We start from the raw sequence: 16,858 nt of genomic DNA, 5'->3' as shown, positions 1-16,858 counted from the left end.
CGGGGAGTGGGGTCGATTGCCCCTGACGTGGGCGAGACTTGGCCCGTGGCATCGACAGACGAGACCGCGCAGGTCGGACAGCACGCATCACCGCTCGGCACGACACCTCCCAGGCCCCCGGCCGGAGGCGCGGCCGAGGGGGGCAGCCGCATGCCGCGCTGGTTGCCGCGGGCCATGGTGCTCGCCCTTACCCTCATCGCCTGCTTCCAACTGGGCAGTTGGGCCTTTCATCAGCTGACCGGGCTGCTGATCAACATCCTGATCGCGTTCTTCCTGGCCCTCGCCATAGAGCCCGCGGTGAGCTGGATGTCCTCGTTCGGCATGCGCAGAGGGCTGGCCACCGGGCTCGTGTTCCTCATCACGATGATCGTGAGCGCGGGCTTCATCACACTGCTCGGCTCGATGCTCGCCGGGCAGATCATCGACATCGTCGAGGACTTCCCGAAGTACGTCGAGTCGGTGATCAGCTGGATCAACACCACCTTCCACACCGAGCTGAGCCGCGTCGACATCCAGGACAGCCTGCTGCGCTCCGACTGGCTCCGGAAGTACGTGCAGAACAGCGCCACCGGCGTCCTGGACGTGTCCGCGCAGGTGCTGGGCGGCCTCTTCCAGCTCCTGACGATCACGCTGTTCGCGTTCTACTTCGCCGCCGACGGCCCGCGGCTGCGGCGCGCGCTGTGCTCGGTGCTGCCCCCGTCCCGGCAGGCGGAGGTCCTGCGCGCATGGGAGATCGCCGTCAACAAGACCGGCGGGTACCTCTACTCGCGCGGCCTGATGGCGCTCGTCTCCGGCCTGGCGCACTACGTCCTGCTGGAGTTCCTCGGCGTGGACTACGCACCCGTGCTCGCCGTCTGGGTGGGACTGGTCTCGCAGTTCATCCCCACGATCGGTACGTATCTCGCGGGCGCCCTGCCGATGCTGATCGCCTTCACGGTCAACCCCTGGTACGCGCTGTGGGTGCTGGTCTTCGTCGTGGTCTACCAGCAGTTCGAGAACTACGTGCTGCAGCCCAAGCTGACCGCGAAGACCGTGGACATCCACCCGGCGGTCGCCTTCGGGTCGGTCATCGCGGGCACCGCCCTGCTCGGAGCCGTCGGCGCACTGATCGCCATCCCGGCGGTCGCCACCCTGCAGGCCTTCCTGGGGGCGTACGTGAAGCGGTACGCCGTCACGGACGACCCGCGGGTGCACGGGCGCCGCGAACGGGGCTCGGGCACCCTTCTGAAGCGTGTACGGCAGCTGCTGCGCGGAGGCTCCCGGGAGAGCGGAGACTCCCAGGGGCCGCCGCAGAGTGAGGGCGACGGGCCCCGCGCCTCTTCCTGAGGTCGTTCCGGGCCGCCCGCACGGCCCCGGAACGGTTCGGCGGCACGGCCGCGACACACCCCCGCCCCGGTGCGGGATGCGCTTGACATCAAAATCGAACATCCATTCTTATGGAGGCTCTGGCGAAGCCCGGAACGGGATGCGGGCGGGGATTTCATGCGGAAGTGCCCGAGTTATCCACAGGCTGGACGGGCGTCGGGGCGGATTGTCAGTGGCAGGCGTTAGCGTCTTTGACGTGAAGCGATCGACACAAGCAAATCGGGTGGAACCCATGGCAGGAACCGACCGCGAGAAGGCACTCGACGCCGCGCTCGCACAAATTGAACGGCAATTCGGCAAGGGCGCGGTGATGCGCCTCGGCGAGCGGCCGAACGAGCCCATCGAGGTCATCCCCACCGGCTCGACGGCCCTCGACGTCGCACTCGGCGTCGGCGGCCTGCCGCGTGGCCGAGTGGTGGAGGTGTACGGCCCGGAGTCCTCCGGCAAGACGACCCTGACCCTGCACGCCGTGGCGAACGCGCAGAAGGCCGGCGGCCAGGTGGCCTTCGTGGACGCGGAGCACGCCCTCGACCCCGAGTACGCGAAAAAGCTCGGCGTCGACATCGAGAACCTGATCCTGTCGCAGCCGGACAACGGCGAGCAGGCTCTGGAGATCGTGGACATGCTGATCCGCTCCGGCGCGCTCGACCTCATCGTCATCGACTCCGTCGCGGCCCTCGTGCCCCGCGCGGAGATCGAGGGCGAGATGGGCGACTCGCACGTGGGTCTGCAGGCCCGTCTGATGAGCCAGGCACTGCGGAAGATCACCAGCGCGCTCAACCAGTCGAAGACCACCGCGATCTTCATCAACCAGCTCCGCGAGAAGATCGGCGTGATGTTCGGCTCGCCGGAGACCACGACCGGTGGCCGGGCGCTGAAGTTCTACGCCTCGGTGCGTCTCGACATCCGTCGTATCGAGACCCTGAAGGACGGCACCGACGCGGTCGGCAACCGCACCCGCGTCAAGGTCGTCAAGAACAAGGTCGCGCCGCCCTTCAAGCAGGCCGAGTTCGACATCCTCTACGGGCAGGGCATCAGCCGCGAGGGCGGCCTGATCGACATGGGCGTGGAGAACGGCTTCGTCCGCAAGGCCGGCGCCTGGTACACGTACGAGGGCGACCAGCTCGGCCAGGGCAAGGAGAACGCGCGCAACTTCCTCAAGGACAACCCCGATCTGGCCAACGAGATCGAGAAGAAGATCCTGGAGAAGCTGGGCGTCGGGGTGAAGGCGGAGAAGGACAAGCCCGCTGCCGAACCGGGCGCGGACGCGGCGGGGGAGGCCGCGAAGACTGTTCCCGCTCCCGCGGCCAAGACCGTCAAGCCCAAGGCCGCGGCGGCCAAGAGCTAGTCCGTGACACGACGAACGGACTGGGCCGAGTACGTCTACCCCGTCGCTCCTCAAGGGCAGGGCCAGGGTCGCGGGGGAGACTTCGGCTCTGCCGGCAGAGGTGGCGAGGACGAAGACGGCAGCGTGTACGAGGACGGTGGACCGTACGGCGGGGACGAGCCGTTCGGTCCCGGCGCCTCGGGATCGGGCACGGGCACAGGCACGAACGGGGGATACGGCGAGCGCGGGGACAGCCGGTCTGCAGGTGGTCGGCGAGGCGGCCGTGGCATGTCGCGCGGTGACGGTTCGCGGGAAAGTGGCGGTTCATCGGGTGCCGGCTCAGGGTCCGGCGTCGGTGAGTGGCCGTACGGGAACGGGGGCGCGGACGGAGGAGACCGGAACGGCGGGGCGCGGGACGAGGGCGCCCCGGGGCGTGGAGGCCGCGCCCGGCGGGGGCGGGGCCGGCGTAGCGGCTTCGGAGAGGCGTCCGGCGACGCACAGGACGGAGGCGCCCCTTCCTCGTCGAGGGCCGAGAAGGCGGAGCAGTCGAAGGACCCGGCTGAGCAGGCGCGGGCGATCTGTCTGCGCCTGCTCACCGGGACCGCGCGGACGCGCAAGCAGTTGGCGGACGCGTTGCACAAGCGCGAGATCCCGGACGACGTGGCGGACGAGGTGCTGTCACGCTTCGAAGAGGTCGGGCTGATCAACGACAGCGCCTTCGCGGAGGCATGGGTGGAGTCCCGCCACCACGGCAAGGGGCTCGCCCGGCGGGCACTCGCCCAGGAACTGCGGACCAAGGGCGTGGACCCCACGCTGATCGACGAGGCGGTCGCACAACTCGACTCCGACCAGGAGGAGGAGACCGCACGCGCACTCGTGGAGCGCAAGCTGCGTTCCACACGCGGTCTCGACCGCGACAAACGCATACGGCGTCTTGCGGGCATGCTCGCCCGCAAGGGCTACTCCCAGGGCACCGCCCTGCGCGTGGTCCGGCAGGCGCTTGCGGAAGAGGGTGAGGACACGGAGTTCCTCGGCGACGAGGAGTTCTGAGGGGGCCGACGGTTCCAGGACGGCCCAGGGGCTTCAACGAGGGGTTTTCGGGCCCTGTGATGCGCGCCCTGTGATGAGGGGGCAGTGACAGGGGCGGCTAGGCACGGTGCACGCGCGGGGGCGCCCATCGCGCTCGGGTTCGGAGTGAGGGGGTGCCCTCTCAGGACGCCGGGCGACCGCTGTGCACAGATGCCTGTGCACAGACGGTGCCGCAGCCGCAGGCCGACGCCTTCTAGGCCGTGGCCGAAGCAGCCGGAGCCGTGGTCACCGGCAGTCCCGCCGATCGCCAAGCCTGGAAGCCTCCCACCAGGTCCGTGGCCCGGTGCAGTCCCAGCTGTCGCAGGGAGACGGCCGCGAGGCTCGACGCGTAGCCCTCGTTGCAGACGACCACGACACGCAGGTCGTGGCTCGTGGCCTCGGGGGCGCGATGGCTGCCCTGCGGATCGAGCCGCCACTCCAGTTCGTTGCGCTCGACGACGAGCGCGCCGGGGATCAGGCCGTCGCGCTCGCGCAGTGCCGCGTACCGGATGTCGACGAGCAGCGCGTCGCCCGTCCGGGCGGCGTCGTGGGCGGCCTCCGCCTCGACCCGGTCCAGGTCCGTACGGACCCGCTCCAACAACTCGTCGATGCCCACGGGGTGTTCGGCCGTCACTGCCAGTCCTCGGGGCGCTCGACCTGCTCCAGGCGCAGCACCTGGCCGGTGCGGCTGTAGCGGCTGATCCGGGGCAGCGGCGGGTAGTACGCGTGGACGGAGACGGCGTGCTCCTCGGTGGACTCGTTGAGCACCTCGTGCACGTGGTGCTGGCCGAAGGAGCGGCCCTTGCCGGCCGACAGCCGGCGCTCACGGTCGATTCCCTCGTTGAGTTCGAGGGTCTTCCAGCCGTCGGTGGGCAGCCGGGCGACGAGCGAGTTCTCCTTGAGTTCGCCGGACGCGGTGAGGAAGGCGCCCACCGACTCGGCGTGGTCGTGCCAGCCGGTGCCCGTCCCGGGCGGCCAGCCGATGAGCCACGCCTCGCTTCCGCCGGGACCTTCGAGACGTACCCACGTACGGCCCTCGGGGTCGAGCGGCAGGGAGGCGATCAGTTCGGCGTCGGCGGCCGTGCGCCGTACGAAGTCCAGCAGCTCGGCCTGGGTGGGCGTACGGGCCTCGGTGGAGGCGGCGGAACCGGCGGAAGCGGGAGCAGAGGGTGACACAGACACGGGTACCGTCCTGATGAGCGTTCGCGTGGGTGCGCGCGGCAGCCGAAGGGCCTCACGCGCGAGATTGCAGAAGATGCGAATTCAGCAGGACGGGCGACACACGCAGCCCGCATAGCGGACGAGGTCCATATGGACCCTCCGCCACAGGCGCACACAGGTGTCGGTCACGATCCGGAGTACACCATGACGGTGCGGGCCGGTCAACTCAGTGTCATTGGTTGGACAGTGGCCCTCTTCCCAGGGGTCACAAGCCCCTTTCAGGGCTTGCCCGCGGGCGCCTCCGCGGTGGTCCGGGGGCCACCCAGGGCCGCCTCGGCGGCCTCGTACAGGTCGGCGGGGCGCACCCCGCCGAACGCCGTGACCAGGTGTCCGTCCGGGCGGATCAGCAGCACGGTGTGCGCCGCCGCGCCCGGATAGCTCTCGGCGACCAGCAGTTCGGCCCGGTGCGGCAGCGCGGTCACGGCGGCGGCGAGCCGCGGCATGATCCCGGCCGTCACCCAGTGCTTGCGGTCCCACACCACGGTTCCCGGCGCGATGAGCAGCACGAGCAGCGCGCCCCGCCCCAGCCGGTCGCGCAGTGCCACGGACGAGCCGTCCTCGGCGGTCACCCGTACATCGGTGATCGCGGCACCGGGCGCCGTGTCGACCTCGACCGCGGACTCGGCGTACGGAGGTGCGAGCGGTGAATCGGCGTACGCCCCCGGCGCGCCAAGTGGGCCGCGCCCCAGGTGGCCGTCCGTGAGGAGGGCGTCATGGCCGCGGGCCGCCCCGGGCACCGCGGAACGCAGTCCTCCACCGCGCAGCAGCGGCAGTGCCTGGTCGGCGGCGCGCAGGCGCGCGGCGACGATCGCGCGCCGCTCCACCTGGTAGCTGTCGAGCAGTGCCTCGTGCGGACCGTGGTGCCAGGCGAGGGCCAGCTTCCACGCGAGGTTGTCGGCGTCCCGCAGTCCCTCGTCGAGGCCCTGGGTGCCCAGTGCGCCGAGCAGGTGCGCCGAGTCCCCGGCGAGGAAGACCCGGCCGGCCCGCCAGCGCCGCGCCAGCCGGTGGTGGACCGTGTGGACCCCGGTGTCGAGCAGCTCGTACGGCGGGGTGGTGCCCCCGCTCCAGCCCGCGAGGGTCTCCCGGACGCGTGCCACCAAGAGGTCCGGGGTGACCAGGTCCTTGCCCGGCGGCAGCAGCCAGTCCATGCGCCACACGTCGTCGGCGAGGGGGCGCGCGGTCACCTCGGAGACCGGAGGGCCCGAGGTCCGCCACGGTGGCATGCGGTGCAGCAACGCTTCGCCGGGCCAGGGGAGTTCCGTACGAAGTGCTGCGACGGCGTGGCGTTCCACGGCCGTACGTCCGGGGAAACGGATGTCCTGGAGCTTGCGTACCGTCGAGCGGGGTCCGTCGCAGCCGACGAGGTAGCTGCCGCGCCACCAGGTGCCCTTGGGGCCCCGGGTGTGCGCGGTGACGCCGGCGGCTTCCTGTTCAAGGGAGTCGAGACGGCTGTCCACGGCGACCTTGACCAGGCGTTCGGTGCCGATCGCCTCGCGCAGGGCCGCGGTGAGAACGTGCTGGGGGAGGTGCAGCAGCGTGGGATCGTCCTCGCCGAACGTGATCTCCCGCATCACCTGCTTGCGCCGCATCGACCGCCATCCGGCCCAACGGAAGCCGGTCTCGGCGACGGGGAAGCCGGTCAGCCGGCCGATCAGCGCGGCCGTGTCCTCGCGCAGGACGGCCGTACGTGCCAGCCGCTGTTCGTCCTTGCCGGGGCCCTCGTCCAGGACGACCGAAGGGACCTCCTGACGCGCCAGCGCCAGGGCGAGCGTGAGTCCTACGGGCCCCGCTCCGACGATGATCACCGGGTCCACGGCGTGGTGCCCCCTGCCCGGAGAGCCGTACTGGGTGTCCTACCGGGACTTGCAGGTGGAGCGGGGTACACGATCACAGAACGTATGCAACCTATTGCCGGTGCTTGCGTCAAGTGACGGAGGCAGTGGCGACGACGCCACTGCCTCCGGTTGCTCACATCTCGTCAGTTCTGCGTCGGGCGTGCCCTGTTCGCAGGGGGTGCCTACTTCTGGCCGTCCACATGCTCGCCGGGCGTGTTGAGCTCCTCGACCGCGTCCGCGCCGAGAACCGCACCCGTGGACTTCTTGCCGCGCCGCAGCCTGGTCTCCAGCCAGCCGGCGAAGCTCGTGAGCGTGAAGTTGATCACGATGAAGATCACGGCGACGACGGTGAAGCTGGCGATGGTGTTCGCGCCGTAGTAGGCGCTCATCGTGTTGGCCGCCGCGAGCAGCTCGGCGAAGGTGAGGACCGCGCCGCCGAGCGCCGTGTCCTTCACGATCACCACGAGCTGGCTGACGATCGCCGGCAGCATCGCCGTGACCGCCTGCGGGAGCAGGATGAACCGCATGACCTGGTTCTTGCGCAGACCGATGGCCGACGCGGCCTCGGCCTGTCCCCTGGGCAGCGAGAGGATGCCCGCCCGGACGATCTCGGCGAGGACCGAGGAGTTGTACAGCACCAGGCCGGTGACGACCGCGTACAGGGGGCGGTCGTCCGAGCTGACGTTCGTGTACTCGGAGTACGCCGCGTTGGCGAAGATCATCAGGATCAGCACCGGGATGGAGCGGAAGAACTCCACCACCGCGCCGGCGGGCACACGGACCCAGGCGTGGTCGGACAGCCGGGCGATGCCGAAGAACGCACCGAGCGGCAGAGCGATGATCATCGAGAGCGCCGCGGCGATCAGGGTGTTCTTCAGGCCGGGCCAGATGTACACCGTCCAGGCCTCGGTGCCGGTGAAGAAGGGCTTCCACAGCACCCACTCCAGCTGGCCCTTGTCGTCCAGCGTCTTGTAGACCCACCACAGTGCCGCGACGAGGGCGGCGAAGAACACCACCGTGAAGACGACGTTCCGGCGCTTGGCGCGCGGGCCCTGCGAGTCGTAGAGGACCGAGCTCATCGCTTCACCGCCACCTTCTTGCTCACCCAACCGAGGATCAGACCGGTCGGCAGTGTCAGACAAATGAATCCGAAGGCGAACACTGCCGAGATCAGCAGGAGTTGCGCCTCGTTCTCGATCATCTCCTTCATCAGCGCCGCTGCCTCGGCCACGCCGATCGCGGCGGCCACCGTGGTGTTCTTCGTCAACGCGATCAGGACGTTCGCCAGCGGACCGACGACCGAACGGAACGCCTGAGGCAGCACGATCAGCGTCAGCACCTGGGTGAAGTTCAGACCGATGGCGCGGGCCGCCTCCGCCTGGCCGACCGGCACGGTGTTGATGCCGGACCGCAGCGCCTCACACACGAACGCCGAGGTGTAGAGGACCAAGCCGAGGACCGAGAGCCGGAAGTTGACGTCGTCGAAGTTGCTGGAGCCCATGTTGAAGCCCAGCGTCTGGCTGAGGCCCAGCGAGGAGAACAGAATGATCACAGTCAGCGGAATGTTCCGCACGATGTTGACATAGGCGGTTCCGAAACCGCGCATAAGAGGCACCGGGCCGACCCGCATGGCGGCCAGCAGAGTTCCCCAGATCAGGGAGCCTACGGCGGACAACACGGTCAGTTTCACCGTCGTCCAGAAGGCTGCCCACAAGTCGTAACCTTCAAGAAAATCGAACACGATCTCCCGCGCTTCCGCGTGTGGGGAGGGCTCCTCCTGACTGGTGCGCCGCCCCAGGAGGGCGACGCACCGGTCAGGACGGATCCCGCTTTACTTGACGACGTTGCCGATCTTCGGGGCGGGCTCGTTCTTGTACTCGGCCGGGCCGAAGTTGGCCTCCACGGCCTTGTCCCACGACTTGTCGGCGACCATCGCCTCAAGGGCCGTGTTGATCTTGGCCTTGAGGTCGCTGCCCTTCTTGACGCCGATGCCGTAGTTCTCGTTGGTCATCTTGAAGCCGCCGAGCTTGAACTTGCCCTTGAAGCTCGCCTGCGAGGCGTAGCCGGCGAGGATCGAGTCGTCCGTGGTCAGCGCGTCGATGGCACCGCTCTGCACACCGGTCAGACACGCGGAGTACGTCGGGTACTGCTGCAGCTGGGCCTTCGGGGCGAGCTTGTCCTTGACGTTCTGCGCCGAGGTCGAGCCCGTGACCGAACACAGCTTCTTGCTGTTGAGGTCCTCCGGCGACTTGATCGAGTTGTCGTCGGAGCGGATCAGGACGTCCTGGTGGGCCAGGAGGTACGGGCCGGCGAAGTCGACCTTCGCGGCGCGCTCGTCGTTGATCGAGTAGGAGGCGGCGATGAAGTCGACGTCACCACGCTGGAGCATGGTCTCGCGGTCGGCACTCTTCGCCTCCTTCCAGGTGATCTGGTCCTCGCTGTAGCCGAGCTTCTTGGCGACGTAGGTCGCCACGTCGACGTCGAAGCCCGCGTAGCCGTCCGGCGTCTTCTGGCCGATGCCGGGCTGGTCGAACTTGATGCCGATGGTGATCTTCTTGTTGCCGCCCCCGGAGGAAGAGGAGCTGCTGTCGTCCTTGTCGTCGGAACCGCACGCGGTGGCGGCGACGGCGAGTGCGAGGACGGCGGCCGAGGCGGCGGTGACCCTGCGGAGCTTCATGGTGAACATCCTTTGAGTGGTGAAGAAGTGCGATCCGGCGTGCGGGTGCCGTAGGTCGTCAGTGGTGCAGGATCTTCGACAGGAAGTCCTTCGCCCGGTCACTGCGCGGATTGCTGAAGAACTGATCCGGCACAGCCTCTTCGACGATGCGTCCGTCCGCCATGAAGACGACGCGGTTGGCCGCCGAACGGGCGAATCCCATCTCGTGGGTGACCACGACCATCGTCATTCCGTCACGCGCGAGCTGCTGCATGACTTCCAGGACCTCGTTGATCATCTCCGGGTCGAGAGCCGACGTCGGCTCGTCGAAGAGCATGACCTTGGGGCCCATCGCCAGCGCCCGGGCGATCGCGACACGCTGCTGCTGTCCGCCGGAGAGCTGCGCGGGGTACTTGTCGGCCTGAGCGGCGACACCCACCCGGTCGAGCAGACCGCGGGCCTTCTCCTCGGCGTCCTTCTTGTCCGCCTTACGAACCTTGAGCTGGCCCAGCATCACGTTTTCGAGCACTGTCTTGTGCGCGAACAGATTGAACGACTGGAAGACCATGCCGACGTCTGCACGCAGGCGGGCGAGTGCCTTGCCCTCCTCGGGCAGTGGCTTTCCGTCGATCGTGATCGTTCCCGACTCGATCGACTCCAGGCGGTTGATCGCGCGACACAGGGTGGACTTTCCGGACCCGGAGGGTCCGATGACCACGACAACCTCACCACGGGCGATCGTCAGATCGATGTCCTGAAGTACATGCAACGCACCGAAGTGCTTGTTCACGTTCTTCAGCACGACCAGATCGTCGGCCGCGGGCAGGGCGTCCTTGGTCACCGATACTTCGGTCATCGGCCTCTAGCTCCGTCCTCCTCGGTTGCGGAGGACAGTAGTAACGCCGCACGATCAGCGTCATTACATCTGAGGGGAAATTGAGCATAACGATCCGGCGGCAAACAGACACTCTTCGTGAAGCCCGCCTCGGGCGCGTACCGGCTGCGTAACGGATGGGGGCCGCGCCCCGAACATGCTTGACGCCATCGGCGTCCATCGGCCTGACTGCCAGGTGACACGCGCGCGTGGCCGTGTCCGACCACCGGGAACGCATGTCTATCCACCGCTCATGCACCGACGACGTACGAACGATGAACTGAAGGGGGCCGTAATGAGACTGCTCCTCGTCGAGGACGACAACCACGTAGCAGCCGCTCTGTCCGCGGTCCTCGCGCGCCACGGCTTCGCCGTCACACACGCCCGCAGCGGCGAGGAGGCCCTCCAGGCCCTCGTTCCGGAGGGCAACGGCTTCGGCGTGGTGCTCCTCGACCTCGGGCTGCCCGACCAGGACGGGTACGAGGTCTGCGGCAAGATCCGCAAGCGGACCAGCACGCCCGTGATCATGGTCACCGCGCGCGCGGACGTACGTTCCCGGATCCACGGACTCAACCTCGGCGCCGACGACTACGTGGTGAAGCCGTACGACACCGGGGAACTGCTCGCCCGTATCCACGCCGTCGCCCGGCGCACCGTCCCCGACGACACGGCGGCCCCCGGTGACGACGCGCTGCACCTGGGTTCCGTACGCATCGAGCTGCCCACCCGGCAGGTCAGCGTCGACGGTTCGGTCGTCCAACTGACCCGCAAGGAGTTCGACCTGCTGGCGCTCCTCGCCCAGCGGCCCGGCGTGGTCTTCCGGCGGGAGCAGATCATCAGCGAGGTCTGGCGCACCAGCTGGGAGGGGACCGGCCGCACCCTGGAGGTGCATGTCGCCTCGCTGCGCTCCAAGCTGCGGATGCCGGCCCTGATCGAGACCGTGCGCGGCGTCGGCTACCGGCTCGTCGCGCCCGCCGCGTAGCGGGTCCAGGTGCGCACACGTCTTCTTCCGCTGCTCATCGTCCTGATGGCGGCCATCCTGCTCGCCCTGGGCATCCCCCTCGCCGCGAGCCTGGCGGCCGCCCAGCAGCAGAAGGTCGTCGTCGACCGCATCGACGACACGGCGCGCTTCGCGTCCCTGGCGCAGTTCGTGGCCGACCGCCCGGAGGGTTCACGGGTCAGCGCCACCGAACAGCGCGGCGAGACACTCCGGCAGGAACTGCGCACATACCAGAAGCTGTACGGGATCAACGCGGGTGTCTTCTACCGCGACGACGACATCATGGCCAACGCGCCCGAGAACTGGACCATCCCCAGGAAGGGCGAGATCCGCGCCGCCTTCGACGAAGCGCTCCAGAGCCGCCGCAGCCATGACCCGGAGCAGGTCTGGCCGTGGCAGCGGGACCGTCTCGTCGTCGCGTCCCCCGTCATCCGGGACGGTGACGTCGTCGCGGTCGTGGTCACCGACTCGCCCACCGGACAGATGCGCTCCAGGATCCTGCACGGCTGGCTCGTCATCGGCGCAGGCGAGATCGGCGCGATGCTCCTCGCGCTCGGCGCGGCGCTGCGCCTGACCGGCTGGGTGCTGCGGCCCGTGCGCGTCCTCGACGCCACCACCCACGACATCGCGACGGGCCGTCTGAAGTCCCGGGTCGCCGCCGCAGGCGGACCGCCGGAACTCAGGCGGCTGGCCCGGTCCTTCAACGAGATGGCCGACAACGTCCAGGAAGTCCTGGAGCAGCAGCGCGCCTTCGTCGCCGACGCCTCGCACCAGCTGCGCAACCCCCTGTCCGCCCTGCTGCTGCGCATCGAACTGCTCGCACTGGAACTGCCCGAGGGCAACGAGGAGATCGGCGCCGTCCGTACGGAGGGCAAGCGCCTCGCCCACGTCCTGGACGACCTCCTTGACCTCGCCCTCGCCGAGCACGCCGACGCCGACCTGCGGCTCACCGACATCGGCGAGCTCACCGCCGAACGCGTGGCGTCCTGGTCGCCGGTCGCGGACGACAAGGGCGTACGGCTCGTCGGGACGTGTCCCGCCACGACCGCGTGGGTCGACGCCGTCGCCCTCTCCAGCGCCTTGGACGCGGTCATCGACAACGCACTGAAGTTCACACCCGAGGGGGAGTCCGTCGAGGTCGCGGTGGCCTCGAACGGCGAGGTCTCGACGATCGTCGTCACCGACCACGGACCCGGCCTGAGCGACGAGGACCTGGCCCGCGTCGGCGACCGCTTCTGGCGCAGCGCGGGCCACCAGAACATCAAGGGCTCAGGACTCGGCCTGTCGATCTCCCGGGCGCTGCTCTCGGCGGGCGGCGGCTCCATCGCGTACGCCCACCACGAGCCGCACGGGCTCAAGGTGACGGTTACGGTCCCTCGGACGATGTCCGGGCTCTGAGCGGGCGTACAGGGGCCTCAGAGGGCCTGCAAACCTGCATGGGCCGCATGGGCCTGCGCGGGGCGTTCCGAGGCCGGGGTCCCCACGGGGTCAGGCGAGCCCCTCCGCGGGGTCAGGAAAGGCGCGTGCACCTGCCCGTATCCGCCCGGCCGGCTACGGCTTGTTCGAGCGGTAGTAGCGCTGTGCGCCCTCGTGCAGATCCAGGGGGTCGGTGTAGATGGCGGTCCTCAGGTCCACGCGCTGTGCGGCGTGCACCTGTTTGCCGATGCGGTCGCGGCTGTTGATCACCGTCCTGGTCATTCCCTCGGTGAGGGTCGCGTCCGTCCCGGCCCGCGTCACCAGCAGGTTCGCCACCGCCACCGTCTGCACCGCGACCTCGTTGCGGTCCCCGTGGTAGGTGTCCGCCGGCATGAGGGCCGACCGGTAGTAGCTGGACCCCGCGCCCGGCTTGTGCAGCTTCTCGACCAGGTCGGCCGTGATCGGGACCAGCTTGATGTCGAAACGCTTGGAGAGCTCGCTCACGGCGCCGGTGGGGAGTCCGCCGGACCAGAAGAACGCGTCGATCTTCTTCTCCTCCAGCATCTTCGGCATCTTCGAGATACCGGCGTACACCGGCTTGACGTCCTTCGGGCCGAGGTCCGCCGCCGCGAGCACGTGCTCCGCGATCAGGAGCACCCCGGAACCCGGCTGCCCCATCGCCACCCTCTTGCCCTTGAGGTCCGCGATGGAGTCCACACGGGAGTCCTGCGGAACGACCACGTGCACGTAGTCGTCGTACAGCCGCGCGCAGCCGCGCAGCTGGTCCGCGCCGGGTTTGCCGCTGTTCTTGTACTTCTCGACCGCGTCGGCCGCCGCGATGGTGAAGTCGGCCTTTCCGGTGGCCACCCGTGCCACGTTCTCCTGGGAGCCCTCGCTCTGCCGCAGATCGACCTCCAGGCGGGGCATGTCCTTGGCGAGCGCGTCCTGCAGCAGGTTTCCGTACAGCTGGTACACGCCGGTCCGGGTCCCCGTACTGAAGACGACCTTTCCGCCCGGCGAGCTCTCGCCCAGCGGCAGCAGCCACCACAGGAGCAGACCGAAGGCCACGAAGGCGGCGGCCGAGCCTTGCAGGGCCCGGCGTCGGCCGAGGGGGGAGAGTGCCTGGAACATGCGCGCGATCCTGCCAGCTCACCGGCACGGATGACCAGGGCGGTGTCTACGGAGCGCACGCGGGGCTCCCTGGGCGGGGCGCACGCGGGACCCATGGGGCGGGGCGCACTCCGGGCACCACCTACCCTTGTCGCATGAGCAGCAGCGACCGGAGCCGGGCAGTGGACCTGACCAGAACGTATGAAGTACGCACTTACGGATGTCAGATGAACGTCCACGACTCCGAGCGGCTGTCCGGGCTGCTGGAGGGCGCCGGTTACGTACGTGCTCCCGAAGGATCCGACGGTGACGCGGACGTCGTCGTCTTCAACACCTGCGCGGTGCGGGAGAACGCCGACAACCGTCTCTACGGGAACCTCGGCAGGCTCGCGCCGATGAAGACGAAGCGGCCCGGCATGCAGATCGCCGTGGGCGGCTGTCTCGCCCAGAAGGACCGCGACACCATCGTGAAGAGGGCGCCCTGGGTGGACGTCGTCTTCGGGACGCACAACATCGGCAAACTCCCCGTCCTCCTGGAGCGCGCTCGCATCCAGGAGGAGGCGCAGGTCGAGATCGCCGAGTCGCTGGAGGCGTTCCCGTCGACGCTGCCGACCCGCCGCGAGAGCGCGTACGCGGCCTGGGTGTCCATCTCCGTGGGCTGCAACAACACGTGCACCTTCTGCATCGTCCCGGCGCTGCGCGGCAAGGAGAAGGACCGCAGGACCGGCGACATCCTCGCCGAGATCGAGGCTCTTGTCGGGGAAGGCGTCTCCGAGATCACCCTGCTCGGCCAGAACGTGAACGCCTACGGTTCCGACATCGGCGACCGTGAGGCCTTCAGCAAGCTCCTGCGGGCCTGTGGGAAGATCGACGGCCTGGAGCGGGTGCGCTTCACCTCGCCGCACCCGCGCGACTTCACCGACGACGTCATTGCCGCGATGGCCGAGACCCCGAACGTCATGCCGCAGCTCCACATGCCGATGCAGTCCGGCTCGGACAGCGTCCTGAAGGCGATGCGCCGCTCGTACCGGCAGGAGCGCTTCCTCGGGATCATCGACAAGGTCCGTGCCTCGATCCCGCACGCCGCGATCACCACCGACATCATCGTGGGCTTCCCCGGCGAGACCGAGGAGGACTTCGAGCAGACCCTCCACGCGGTCCGTGAGGCCCGCTTCGCGCAGGCCTTCACGTTCCAGTACTCCAAGCGCCCCGGCACCCCGGCGGCCACCATGGAGGGGCAGATCCCCAAGGAGGTCGTGCAGGAGCGCTACATGCGCCTGTCGGCCCTCCAGGAGGAGATCTCCTGGGACGAGAACAAGAAGCAGGTCGGCCGCACGCTGGAGCTGATGGTCGCCGAGGGCGAGGGCCGCAAGGACGGCGCCACACACCGCCTCTCCGGCCGCGCCCCCGACAACCGCCTGGTGCACTTCACCAAGCCCGACACCGAGGTCCGCCCCGGGGACGTCGTCACCGTGGAGATCACGTACGCCGCCCCGCACCACCTCCTCGCCGAGGGCGCCCCGCTGGACGTGCGCCGCACGCGCGCGGGGGACGCCTGGGAGAAGCGCAACACCGCCGAGGCCGCGAAGCCGGCCGGCGTCATGCTGGGGCTGCCGCAGATCGGCGTCCCGGAGCCGCTGCCGGTCGCCACGGGCAGTGGTTGCGGCCTGGACTGACGTCCTGGCACATTACGGGCGGGAAGGAGCATCACGTGTTGCCCTACAGAGTTGCGTTCACCGAAGAGGCTGCCCAGGTGCGCGACAGCCTGCCCGCCGACCGGCGTGAAGTGCTGGAGCGCGGTCTGGCCATATTGGTGACCGAGCCGCGGCACAAGCTCTCCCATTCCGTCCGCGGTGACGAGGCGACGCGTGAGATCGCGTTGTCGCGCAACCTGTTCGTCGAGTACGTGATCAGCGACGGCAAACTGGTTGTTCTCGTGCTCACCCTCATCGACCTCACCGACGTGCTGATCGAGGACTGACACCCGGCCGCCGCTCGGGGTTACGCTGCCGATCATGCTTGTCGCCGCCGCCGTGTGCCCCTGCCCGCCCCTGCTCGTGCCCGACGTGGCCGCGGGGGCCGCGCCCGAACTCGACGCCGCGCGGGCCGCCTGCTCGGACGCCCTGGGGGTACTGGCCGCCGCCCGCCCGGACCGGCTGGTGGTCGTGGGACCGGCCGAGGAGAGCGGGCGCGGACCTTATCCGGAGGGCTCGCGCGGTTCGTTCCGCGGTTTCGGTGTGGACCTCGACGTGCGGCTGGGCGGGAACGGTCTCCGAAACGGAACCGGGGTGTCCGAGGCCCCGGCCGAGCCCGCCTCCGCGGCCGCCGGACGAGTGCTGCCGGCCTCACTGGCGGTCGCCGCCTGGCTCCTCGGCCGTACGGACTGGTCCGACGCTCCTGTCGAGGGCCTCGGCGTGGGGGAACCACTTGCCGCCGAGCGGTGTATCCAAGTCGGGCGGCAGATCGCCGCCGGCCCCGGGAGAGTGGCACTGCTGGTGATGGGCGACTCCAGCGCGTGCCGCACGCTCAAGGCGCCGGGCTACCTGGACGAACGGGCGGCGCCCTTCGACGCGGAGGTCGCACGCGCGCTGGCCACGGCGGACGTGGCCGCCCTCAAGTCCCTGGACGTGGAGCTGGCCTACGAACTGAAGGCGTCGGGCCGGGCCCCCTGGCAGGTCCTGGCGGGCGCGGCCGAGGGAGCGCCCCTCAGCGGTTGCCTGCTGTACGAGGACGCGCCCTACGGCGTCGGCTACGTGGTGGCCACCTGGTCGTAGGCCTGTCTGGCAATTCCCGTCGCGCGGCGGACGGGAATTGTCGACAGGCCCGGGAGCCCCGTCAGGGGCGCGGGGAACTGCGCGACCAGCCCCCACCACCCCGCACCCGACAACCCCCCCCGGGGGCCAGGGGCGCAGCCCCGCCCTCCAGGGGCGCGAGGAACTGCGCGACCAGCCCCCACCGGCCCGCAGCCGAGAACGCACCCCGGGGT

General features: G+C 69.4%; 17 protein-coding genes. 8 read left to right on the top strand and 9 right to left on the bottom strand.

Annotated elements, in window-relative coordinates; translation table 11 throughout:
* The first annotated feature begins 45 nt into the window (after window positions 1–45).
* The 3 genes from ACFWGJ_RS09035 to recX all read left to right on the top strand — a co-directional run bounded on the left by ACFWGJ_RS09035 (window position 46) and on the right by recX (window position 3,742).
* On the top strand, window positions 46–1,326 hold the full coding sequence (locus tag ACFWGJ_RS09035; RefSeq protein WP_387322005.1) for an AI-2E family transporter: 1,281 nt from the start codon (window positions 46–48) through the stop codon (window positions 1,324–1,326).
* Window positions 1,327–1,597: 271 nt separating this feature from the next.
* The gene (recA, locus tag ACFWGJ_RS09030; protein ID WP_387322003.1) at window positions 1,598–2,713 is read left to right on the top strand and encodes a recombinase RecA; all 1,116 of its coding nucleotides are present in this window, start codon (window positions 1,598–1,600) and stop codon (window positions 2,711–2,713) included.
* A gap of 3 nt (window positions 2,714–2,716) precedes the next feature.
* On the top strand, window positions 2,717–3,742 hold the full coding sequence (gene recX / locus ACFWGJ_RS09025) for a recombination regulator RecX (RefSeq protein WP_387322001.1): 1,026 nt from the start codon (window positions 2,717–2,719) through the stop codon (window positions 3,740–3,742).
* 232 nt (window positions 3,743–3,974) lie between these two features.
* Here recX and ACFWGJ_RS09020 read toward each other — a convergent pair whose 3' ends face one another.
* The 8 genes from ACFWGJ_RS09020 to ACFWGJ_RS08985 all read right to left on the bottom strand — a co-directional run bounded on the left by ACFWGJ_RS09020 (window position 3,975) and on the right by ACFWGJ_RS08985 (window position 10,328).
* Complete coding sequence (locus ACFWGJ_RS09020) at window positions 3,975–4,394, bottom strand: rhodanese-like domain-containing protein (RefSeq protein WP_387321999.1); 420 nt, start codon at window positions 4,392–4,394, stop codon at window positions 3,975–3,977.
* On the bottom strand, window positions 4,391–4,942 hold the full coding sequence (locus ACFWGJ_RS09015; RefSeq protein WP_387321997.1) for a cysteine dioxygenase: 552 nt from the start codon (window positions 4,940–4,942) through the stop codon (window positions 4,391–4,393). Before ACFWGJ_RS09015 ends, ACFWGJ_RS09020 begins: the two co-directional genes overlap by 4 nt.
* Window positions 4,943–5,023: 81 nt before the next feature.
* Window positions 5,024–5,095, bottom strand: a complete 72-nt coding sequence (locus tag ACFWGJ_RS09010; RefSeq protein ID WP_309544753.1) for a putative leader peptide — start codon at window positions 5,093–5,095, stop codon at window positions 5,024–5,026.
* A 104-nt stretch (window positions 5,096–5,199) separates the two neighbouring features.
* Window positions 5,200–6,795 carry an FAD-dependent monooxygenase gene (locus ACFWGJ_RS09005; protein WP_387321995.1) on the bottom strand — a complete coding sequence of 532 codons (1,596 nt, stop codon included), beginning with the start codon at window positions 6,793–6,795 and terminating at the stop codon, window positions 5,200–5,202.
* 203 nt (window positions 6,796–6,998) lie between these two features.
* Entirely contained in the window at window positions 6,999–7,895 is an 897-nt protein-coding gene (locus tag ACFWGJ_RS09000; RefSeq protein WP_387321993.1) for an amino acid ABC transporter permease, read from the bottom strand.
* Window positions 7,892–8,557: an amino acid ABC transporter permease gene (locus tag ACFWGJ_RS08995; RefSeq protein WP_387321991.1), complete on the bottom strand. Its 666-nt coding sequence runs from the start codon at window positions 8,555–8,557 to the stop codon at window positions 7,892–7,894. Before ACFWGJ_RS08995 ends, ACFWGJ_RS09000 begins: the two co-directional genes overlap by 4 nt.
* 90 nt (window positions 8,558–8,647) lie before the next feature.
* Window positions 8,648–9,493, bottom strand: a complete 846-nt coding sequence (locus ACFWGJ_RS08990) for a glutamate ABC transporter substrate-binding protein (protein ID WP_387321989.1) — start codon at window positions 9,491–9,493, stop codon at window positions 8,648–8,650.
* Window positions 9,494–9,551: 58 nt separating this feature from the next.
* Window positions 9,552–10,328, bottom strand: a complete 777-nt coding sequence (locus tag ACFWGJ_RS08985; protein ID WP_387321987.1) for an amino acid ABC transporter ATP-binding protein — start codon at window positions 10,326–10,328, stop codon at window positions 9,552–9,554.
* 313 nt (window positions 10,329–10,641) lie between these two features.
* Here ACFWGJ_RS08985 and ACFWGJ_RS08980 point away from each other — a divergent pair, with 313 nt between their 5' ends.
* Both ACFWGJ_RS08980 and ACFWGJ_RS08975 read left to right on the top strand, forming a co-directional pair.
* The gene (locus ACFWGJ_RS08980; RefSeq protein ID WP_387321985.1) at window positions 10,642–11,328 is read left to right on the top strand and encodes a response regulator transcription factor; all 687 of its coding nucleotides are present in this window, start codon (window positions 10,642–10,644) and stop codon (window positions 11,326–11,328) included.
* 9 nt (window positions 11,329–11,337) lie between these two features.
* Complete coding sequence (locus tag ACFWGJ_RS08975) at window positions 11,338–12,744, top strand: ATP-binding protein (RefSeq protein ID WP_387321983.1); 1,407 nt, start codon at window positions 11,338–11,340, stop codon at window positions 12,742–12,744.
* Window positions 12,745–12,897: 153 nt separating this feature from the next.
* Here ACFWGJ_RS08975 and ACFWGJ_RS08970 read toward each other — a convergent pair whose 3' ends face one another.
* Entirely contained in the window at window positions 12,898–13,893 is a 996-nt protein-coding gene (locus tag ACFWGJ_RS08970) for a TAXI family TRAP transporter solute-binding subunit (protein WP_387321980.1), read from the bottom strand.
* Between the two features lie 134 nt (window positions 13,894–14,027).
* On the opposite strand from ACFWGJ_RS08970, the gene miaB reads away from it, so the two are divergent.
* From miaB to ACFWGJ_RS08955, 3 genes are read left to right on the top strand one after another with little or no spacing between them, the layout of a single operon-like run.
* Window positions 14,028–15,548 carry a tRNA (N6-isopentenyl adenosine(37)-C2)-methylthiotransferase MiaB gene (miaB, locus tag ACFWGJ_RS08965; RefSeq protein ID WP_387321978.1) on the top strand — a complete coding sequence of 507 codons (1,521 nt, stop codon included), beginning with the start codon at window positions 14,028–14,030 and terminating at the stop codon, window positions 15,546–15,548.
* 35 nt (window positions 15,549–15,583) lie between these two features.
* Window positions 15,584–15,853 carry a hypothetical protein gene (locus ACFWGJ_RS08960; RefSeq protein ID WP_387321976.1) on the top strand — a complete coding sequence of 90 codons (270 nt, stop codon included), beginning with the start codon at window positions 15,584–15,586 and terminating at the stop codon, window positions 15,851–15,853.
* A gap of 34 nt (window positions 15,854–15,887) precedes the next feature.
* On the top strand, window positions 15,888–16,646 hold the full coding sequence (locus ACFWGJ_RS08955; protein ID WP_387321974.1) for a class III extradiol dioxygenase subunit B-like domain-containing protein: 759 nt from the start codon (window positions 15,888–15,890) through the stop codon (window positions 16,644–16,646).
* The last annotated feature ends 212 nt before the right edge of the window (window positions 16,647–16,858 follow it).

Origin of the sequence: Streptomyces sp. NPDC060205 (assembly GCF_042728395.1) — a bacterium.
Lineage (GTDB): Bacteria > Actinomycetota > Actinomycetes > Streptomycetales > Streptomycetaceae > Streptomyces.
This window is presented reverse-complemented; position numbering and strand designations above follow the sequence as displayed.

Coding starts and splice junctions, on each gene's coding strand:
- recA (WP_387322003.1), top strand. CDS start 1,598: ATGGCAGGAACCGACCGCGAGAAGGCACTCGACGCCGCGCTCGCACAA.
- ACFWGJ_RS09000 (WP_387321993.1), bottom strand. CDS start 7,895: ATGAGCTCGGTCCTCTACGACTCGCAGGGCCCGCGCGCCAAGCGCCGG.
- ACFWGJ_RS08990 (WP_387321989.1), bottom strand. CDS start 9,493: ATGAAGCTCCGCAGGGTCACCGCCGCCTCGGCCGCCGTCCTCGCACTC.
- ACFWGJ_RS08985 (WP_387321987.1), bottom strand. CDS start 10,328: ATGACCGAAGTATCGGTGACCAAGGACGCCCTGCCCGCGGCCGACGAT.
- ACFWGJ_RS08980 (WP_387321985.1), top strand. CDS start 10,642: ATGAGACTGCTCCTCGTCGAGGACGACAACCACGTAGCAGCCGCTCTG.
- ACFWGJ_RS08970 (WP_387321980.1), bottom strand. CDS start 13,893: ATGTTCCAGGCACTCTCCCCCCTCGGCCGACGCCGGGCCCTGCAAGGC.
- miaB (WP_387321978.1), top strand. CDS start 14,028: ATGAGCAGCAGCGACCGGAGCCGGGCAGTGGACCTGACCAGAACGTAT.
- ACFWGJ_RS08955 (WP_387321974.1), top strand. CDS start 15,888: ATGCTTGTCGCCGCCGCCGTGTGCCCCTGCCCGCCCCTGCTCGTGCCC.